Annotated in this window: 7 protein-coding genes; 3 read left to right on the top strand and 4 right to left on the bottom strand. The window is 69.0% G+C overall.

All coding sequences use genetic code 11. The features are described 5' to 3' along the window. Positions 1-114: 114 nt before the first annotated feature. From AC1D15_RS14980 to AC1D15_RS14970, 3 genes are read right to left on the bottom strand one after another with little or no spacing between them, the layout of a single operon-like run. The gene (locus AC1D15_RS14980) at positions 115-591 is read right to left on the bottom strand and encodes a CopD family protein (protein ID WP_465113390.1); all 477 of its coding nucleotides are present in this window, start codon (positions 589-591) and stop codon (positions 115-117) included. Positions 592-615: 24 nt separating this feature from the next. Next, the gene (hslO, locus tag AC1D15_RS14975; RefSeq protein WP_465113389.1) at positions 616-1,587 is read right to left on the bottom strand and encodes an Hsp33 family molecular chaperone HslO; all 972 of its coding nucleotides are present in this window, start codon (positions 1,585-1,587) and stop codon (positions 616-618) included. Then, positions 1,587-2,111, bottom strand: coding sequence for a gamma carbonic anhydrase family protein (locus AC1D15_RS14970; protein ID WP_047506215.1), 525 nt, complete (start codon positions 2,109-2,111; stop codon positions 1,587-1,589). Before AC1D15_RS14970 ends, hslO begins: the two co-directional genes overlap by 1 nt. A gap of 37 nt (positions 2,112-2,148) precedes the next feature. Between AC1D15_RS14970 and AC1D15_RS14965 the strand changes: the two genes are divergently transcribed. Then, on the top strand, positions 2,149-2,937 hold the full coding sequence (locus AC1D15_RS14965) for a ferritin-like domain-containing protein (RefSeq protein WP_477826602.1): 789 nt from the start codon (positions 2,149-2,151) through the stop codon (positions 2,935-2,937). Here the strand turns inward: AC1D15_RS14965 and AC1D15_RS14960 are convergent. After that, positions 2,900-4,096, bottom strand: a complete 1,197-nt coding sequence (locus tag AC1D15_RS14960) for an acyltransferase family protein (protein ID WP_477826601.1) — start codon at positions 4,094-4,096, stop codon at positions 2,900-2,902. The two genes, AC1D15_RS14965 and AC1D15_RS14960, sit on opposite strands and share 38 nt — an antisense overlap. A gap of 207 nt (positions 4,097-4,303) precedes the next feature. Between AC1D15_RS14960 and AC1D15_RS14955 the strand changes: the two genes are divergently transcribed. Next, a complete protein-coding gene (locus tag AC1D15_RS14955; protein ID WP_047506211.1) occupies positions 4,304-5,173 on the top strand; it encodes a basic amino acid ABC transporter substrate-binding protein in 870 nt (289 codons plus the stop codon). Positions 5,174-5,191: 18 nt separating this feature from the next. Further along, complete coding sequence (locus tag AC1D15_RS14950) at positions 5,192-5,944, top strand: amino acid ABC transporter permease (protein WP_465113386.1); 753 nt, start codon at positions 5,192-5,194, stop codon at positions 5,942-5,944. Positions 5,945-6,147: the final 203 nt, after the last annotated feature.

Genomic DNA, 6,147 nt, shown 5'->3' with positions numbered 1-6,147 from the left:
GGGCACGCCACCATCCGTTCGGACTGAGGTATCGAAGTCCCGCTCGGCACTCGCAGGCTCTTCACACAAAGCCACCGGCTCGGCAAAGGCGCGCGCAAATCGCCCCAGACGGGCTTACGTCATCGTCCCGGCAATCACGACAACCACGATCACCACGCCGATCGTCAGGTTCACCGCCACCCAATCGCGGATCGCCTTCAGCGCGGCACCGGCCGCCGCCCAATCCTGAGCGGCGCTCGCGCGCTGCACGCGCTTGAACAGCGCAAAGCGGATGTGGCCGAAGATCGCGACCATCAGCAGCCCGAGCCCGGCCATCACGCTCCATTCGAGCGGCATGTTGAACGGACCGCCGGTCGCCTTCGTCGTCGACGCGACGCGCCCCACCATCCAGCCGCCGCTCAGCACGGTGACCAGCGCCACCCACAGCACGATGCCGAAGAAGCGCTGCAGCACCGACTGCATCAGCGGCACGCGCTCGGCCGGCGGCAGGTGCGCCGCGCCGGGCCGCAGGCAGAACAGCGTGAAGAACATGCCGCCGAGCCAGACGATCACCGACAGGAAGTGCAGGACTTTCAGGCTGGCGTAGAGCATCGTGGGTCTTTCGTGCGTTGGACTTCAGTTCAATGTCGTGCTGCCGGGCGGCTGGTCGCGTGGCAGCGTGAACAGCTCGCCGACGTCGACCGCGTCGAAGTGGTACTTGATGCCGCAGAAGTCGCAACCCACCTCGACCCGGCCCTGCTCGGCGACCACCCCGTCGACCTCCTCGCGGCCCAGCCCCTTCAGCATCGCGCCGACGCGCTCGCGCGAGCAGGTGCACGCGAAATGCGGCCCGAGTTCGCCGGTCATCGGCGGGAAGCGGCGCACGGTCTCTTCCCAGAACAGCCGGCGCAGTACGGTCTCGGCATCGAGCGTCAGCAACTCGTCGGCGGTGAGGGTCGAGGCCAGGTGCGAGATGCGGTTGTAGGCCTCGTTCAGGCCGATCTCGTCTTCGTTGCGGCGGCCGGCGAGGTTGCCCTCGCCCTCGATCGGCAGGCGCTGGATCAGCAGGCCGGCGGCCACCTCGTCGTTGGCCGCGAGGATCAGCCGCGTGTCGAGCTGCTCGGACTGCAGCATGTAGTGCTCCAGCACGTCGGCCAGCTTCTGCAGCGGCTCGCCGCCGTCGCCGTGCAGCGCGACCACGCCCTGGTACGGCTGCTGCCCAGGGCCGCGCGGCTTCGGGTCGAGCGTGATCGCGCAACGGCCCTTGCCGCCGGCGTTGACCATCGCGGCCAGGCGCGCATCGGGCGCCACCTCGCCGACCACCTTCGCGGTGACGCGGAACGCGAGGTCGGACTGCACCTCGGCCACCGCCAGCTTGACCGGCCCGTCGCCGAAGATCTGCATCACGAGCGAGCCTTCGAACTTGATGTTCGACTGCATCAGCACCGCCGCGGCCGACATCTCGCCGAGCAGCGCGCGCACCGCGGGCGGGAAGGCATCGGATGCCGTGCTGCGCCGGCGCAGGATCTCGACCCAGGAATCGGTCAGGCGCACCAGCATGCCGCGCACCGGCAGGCCTTCGAACAGGAATTTGTGAAGCTCGCTCATCAGGTGATTTCTTTCAGGCCGGACTGGTAGCGCCGGGCGTTCTCGACATAGTGGGCGGCGCTCTTCTCGAGCCCCTGCATCTGCTCTGGCGACAGCTGGCGCACCACGCGGGCCGGCGTGCCCAGGATCAGCGAGCCGTCCGGGAAACTCTGGCCCTCGGTGACCAGCGCGCCGGCGCCCACCAGGCAATGGCGGCCGATCTTCGCGCCGTTCAGCACCACGGCCTGGATGCCGATCAGCGAATGATCGCCGACCGTGCAGCCGTGCAGCATGGCCTGGTGGCCGACCGTCACGCCCTCGCCGACCGACACCGGAAACCCGGCATCGGCGTGCACGACGCTGTTGTCCTGGATGTTGCTGCCGCGGCCGATCGCGATGCGCTCGGTGTCGCCGCGGATCACGACGCCGAACCAGACGCTCGCGTCGTCGCCCAGGCTGACGTTGCCGATCACGCGGGCGCTGTCGGCCACCCAGGCCGACGCGGCGATGTCGGGAGACAGCTCCCCCAGTTGGTAGACGGCCATGGCGATCGCCCGAAATGCACAGCCTATGATTCTAGGGATGAACCCGCGACAGCGCGCCCTGGAGGTCTTGAGCCTCCGCGACCCCACCGAGAAAGCAGCCGCGGCGCGGGCGCTGTTCGAGCAGCTCGATGCCGCGTTGATCGATCCCGATGAAGCCATCGCGGTGCCCGCGAGCCTGCCCGGCCGGCCCGAGCGCCCTCGCCTGGTGCCGCCAAAGGAGGTGGCGATGCGCTCGGCCTTCACGCCCGAGGGCCGCGCGGCGCTGCTGCACGCGATCGCGCACATCGAGTTCAACGCGATCAACCTGGCGCTGGATGCAGCGTTCCGCTTTGCAGGCATGCCGGCGGCGTTCTACGCCGACTGGCTGCGGGTCGCGAGCGAGGAGGCGCTGCATTTCTCGCTGCTGCGCGAACACCTGCGCAGCGGCGGCCACGACTACGGCGACTTCGATGCGCACGACGGCCTGTGGCTGATGACGCAGCGCACCGCGGGCGACGTGGTCGCGCGCATGGCGCTGGTGCCGCGCACGCTGGAAGCCCGCGGGCTGGACGCGACGCCGCCGCTGCAGGCCAAGTTCCGCAAGGCCGGCGACGCGCGCACGGTCGAGATCCTCGACGTGATCCTGCGCGACGAGATCGGCCATGTCGCGATCGGCAACCACTGGTACCGCTGGCTGTGCCGCCGCGACGGGCTCGATCCGATCGCGCACTACGCGGTGCTGGTGCGGCAGTACGAGGCGCCGCGGCTGCGGCCGCCGTTCAACCGCGAGGCGCGCGAGGCGGCGGGGTTCAGCGCAGAGGAGCTGGCGTTCCTGAGCGCGCCGTGACCGCAGGCGGCTCCGCCACGAACCACCGCTTCAACCCGAGGAAGTGCTTCTCGAACAGGTGGTACGACGCCATCGCGAGCGCGAGCGTGACGAGCGTGCCGGCGGCGATGTAGCCCAGCGCCAGCGCAGGGCCCGCATGCTCGTACAGCCCGAGCGACTGCAGCAGCGGCTTGCCGGCCAGGTCGTGCAGCGGCTTGTGGAAGATGTACATCGCATAGCTGTAGCGGCCCAGCATGCGCAGCGGCGCGGCGCGCAACCAGCCGACCCAACCGCCGACCACCGCACCATCGGCCACGGCATCCCCCGCGGCCGCAGCGACCACGCCGAGCGCGAACACCACCGCCAGCACGCTGTAACCGAGCGTCTGCCCGAGCGGCGACGTGCGCGGATACCCGTGCGTCACGACGAAGCCGRCCGCTGCCAGCACCAGCGCGCCGATGATCAGCCGCTGCCGCAGCGCGATCGCCCGCGCCGCCGCGCCCGGCAACTGCAGCCACGCCGCCGCCGCACCGCCGATCGCCAGCGCATCGAGCCGCGTCACGGTGAACGAATACACCGGATCCGGCCCCAGCCCGGCCGCCAGCATGCCGATGCGCACGCCGAGGATCGCCAGCGCGATCGCACCGCACCAGCGCAGCACCTGCCCGGCCGAGCGCCGATGCACCAGCAGCGGCCACAGCAGGTAGAACTGCTCCTCCACCGCGAGCGACCAGAAATGCGGGAACGCATGCGTCGCGCTGCCATAGGGCGCCGTCCAGTTCGACAGGTAGAGCCACAGCCACAGCTGCTGCGGCCGGTCGACCTCCCAGCGCGCCGGCATCGCGCCCAGCGCCGGCAGCACGATGAAGGCGAGCGCGAGCGTCGCGTAGTACAGCGGGAAGATCCGCAGCAGGCGCCGTCCGAAGAAGGCCTGGTAGTAGTTCGGCGCGTCCTGGGTCTGCAGCAGGATGCGCGTGATCAGGAAGCCGCTCAGCACGAAGAACAGCTGCACGCCGATCCAGCCCAGGTCGAACGCGAGCTCGAAGACCTTGCCGACAAGGCCGGACGGCCCTTCGAGGATCTGGAAGTTGTGGCACAGCACCAGCACGATGGCCAGGCCGCGCACGCCGTCGAGCGCGGGCAGGTGCTGCGGAATGCGCGCAGCGGGAGAGGAATTCATGGGGGACGTTCCGGGGTCGAGGCCGTTTGTAGCATCGCGCCGCGCCGCACGACACCCCGTATCCACGGGCCGCACCTCCGCCGGAACCCCGGATCGACCCCGGGCGGAAACCGGTTTCGGCAGGCTTACACTGCAGCGGCCCGCGACTTGCTAGCTCGCGGACCCAACAATCCCGTTCTCACACAACAGACCACCCCAGGGGTATCCATGACCGCATTGAACACCCGTCGCTTCCTGCAAACGGCCGGCCTGGCCGTCGCCGGCCTGCTGCTCGCTGCCTGCAGCAAGCAGGAGCCCACCGCCGCCGCACCGGCCGCCTCGGCACCGGCCGTCGTCGCCTCCGCACCGGCCCCGGCGCCCGCCAAGGTCTACGCCGTCGGCACCGACGCCGCCTACGCACCGTTCGAATCGCAGAACGAGAAGGGCGAGATCGTCGGCTTCGACATCGACGTCGTCACCGCCATCGCGAAGAAGGCCGGCATCGAGGTGAAGTTCACCAACACGCCGTGGGAAGGCATCTTCAACACGCTCGGCCAGGGCGACCGCGACCTGCTGGTCTCGGCCATCACCATCACCGACGAGCGCAAGCAGACGATGGACTTCGCCGGCCCCTACTTCGACGCGCAGCAGCTGATCGCCGTCAAGAAGACCTCGAAGATCTCGAAGTTCGACGACCTGAAGAAGCTGAAGGTCGGCGTGCAGACCGGCACCACCGGTGACGAGGTCGTCAGCAAGCTGCAGGGCAAGACCAGCACCAACATCAAGCGCTTCGAGTCGACCCCGCTCGCGCTGAAGGAGCTGGAAGCCGGCGGCGTCGACGCGGTCGTGGCCGACAACGGCGTGGTCATCAACTACGTCGCCAACAATGCCGACAGCAAGTTCAAGACGGTCGCCGACAAGGCCTTCGCGCCCGAGCAATACGGCATCGCCGTCAAGAAGGGCAACGCCGAGCTGCTCGACAAGCTGAACAAGGGCCTGGCCGACATCAAGGCCGACGGCACCTACGACCAGATCTACGCGAAGTACTTCGGCGCCCCGGCTGCGGCCGCGCCGGCCGCTTCGGCTGCCTCGAAGTAAACCCGCGCCGAGCCGGTCATGGATTTGCGCTGGGGCATTCTGGCCGGCTACGGGCCGCTCTTCCTGTCGGGCCTGTGGACGACGATCCTGCTGACGCTGATCGCGATCGGCGCCGGGCTGCTGCTCGGCGTCGCCCTCGGGCTGGTCAGCAGCTCGCGCGATGCGCCGCCGCCGAAGTCGGCGCCGGCGCGCTGGTTCCTGGCCGGGCTGCGCTCGCTCACGCTGGCCTACGTGACCTTCTTCCGCGGCACGCCGCTGTTCGTGCAGATCCTGCTGGTGCATTTCGCGCTGATGCCGGCGCTGATCCACCCGGACGGCGGGCTGCTGCTCAGCGGCGAGGCGGCGCGCGAGTTCCGCCAGAACCACGGCGCGTTCTTCTCCGGCGCGCTCGCGCTGACGCTGAACGCCGGCGCCTACATCTCCGAGATCTTCCGCGCCGGCATCCAGAGCATCCACCTCGGGCAGACCCAGGCCGCCTACAGCCTGGGCTTCACGCACCCGCAGGCGATGCGCTTCATCGTGCTGCCGCAGGCCTTCCGCCGCATGATGCCGGCGCTGGTCAACGAGGGCATCACGCTCATCAAGGACTCGTCGCTGGTGTCGGCGATCGGCCTGGCCGAGCTGGCGCTGGCCGCCCGCACCGTGGCCGGCACCTACTCCCGCTACTGGGAGCCCTACCTCGCGATTTCGGCGCTGTACCTCGTGCTGACCCTGCTGCTCTCGATGCTGGCCAAACGCCTCGAGGCCCCGGCTCACCTGCGCGGGCGCTGAGCGCTGCGGCTTCGGCCGCGCGTCAATGTCGTTTGATGACAACGTTTCGGGCGGCGTTTCGCGTGTTCGAGCCTTCGGTTTTCCATATCGAAGCCTCCGCCGCATAACATTTGCGTCTTGCACCTTCAAGACAAAAGCAATGGGTGCAGCAGATACACGCCATCCCCAACCCCAAGGAAAGCATCCATGAAACGCTCCCTCAT

The sequence above is a fragment of the Rhizobacter sp. P2_H2 genome (genome assembly GCF_056403375.1).
The sequence above is the reverse complement of the archived record's forward strand: the minus strand, read 5'-3'. Positions and strand labels throughout refer to the sequence as shown.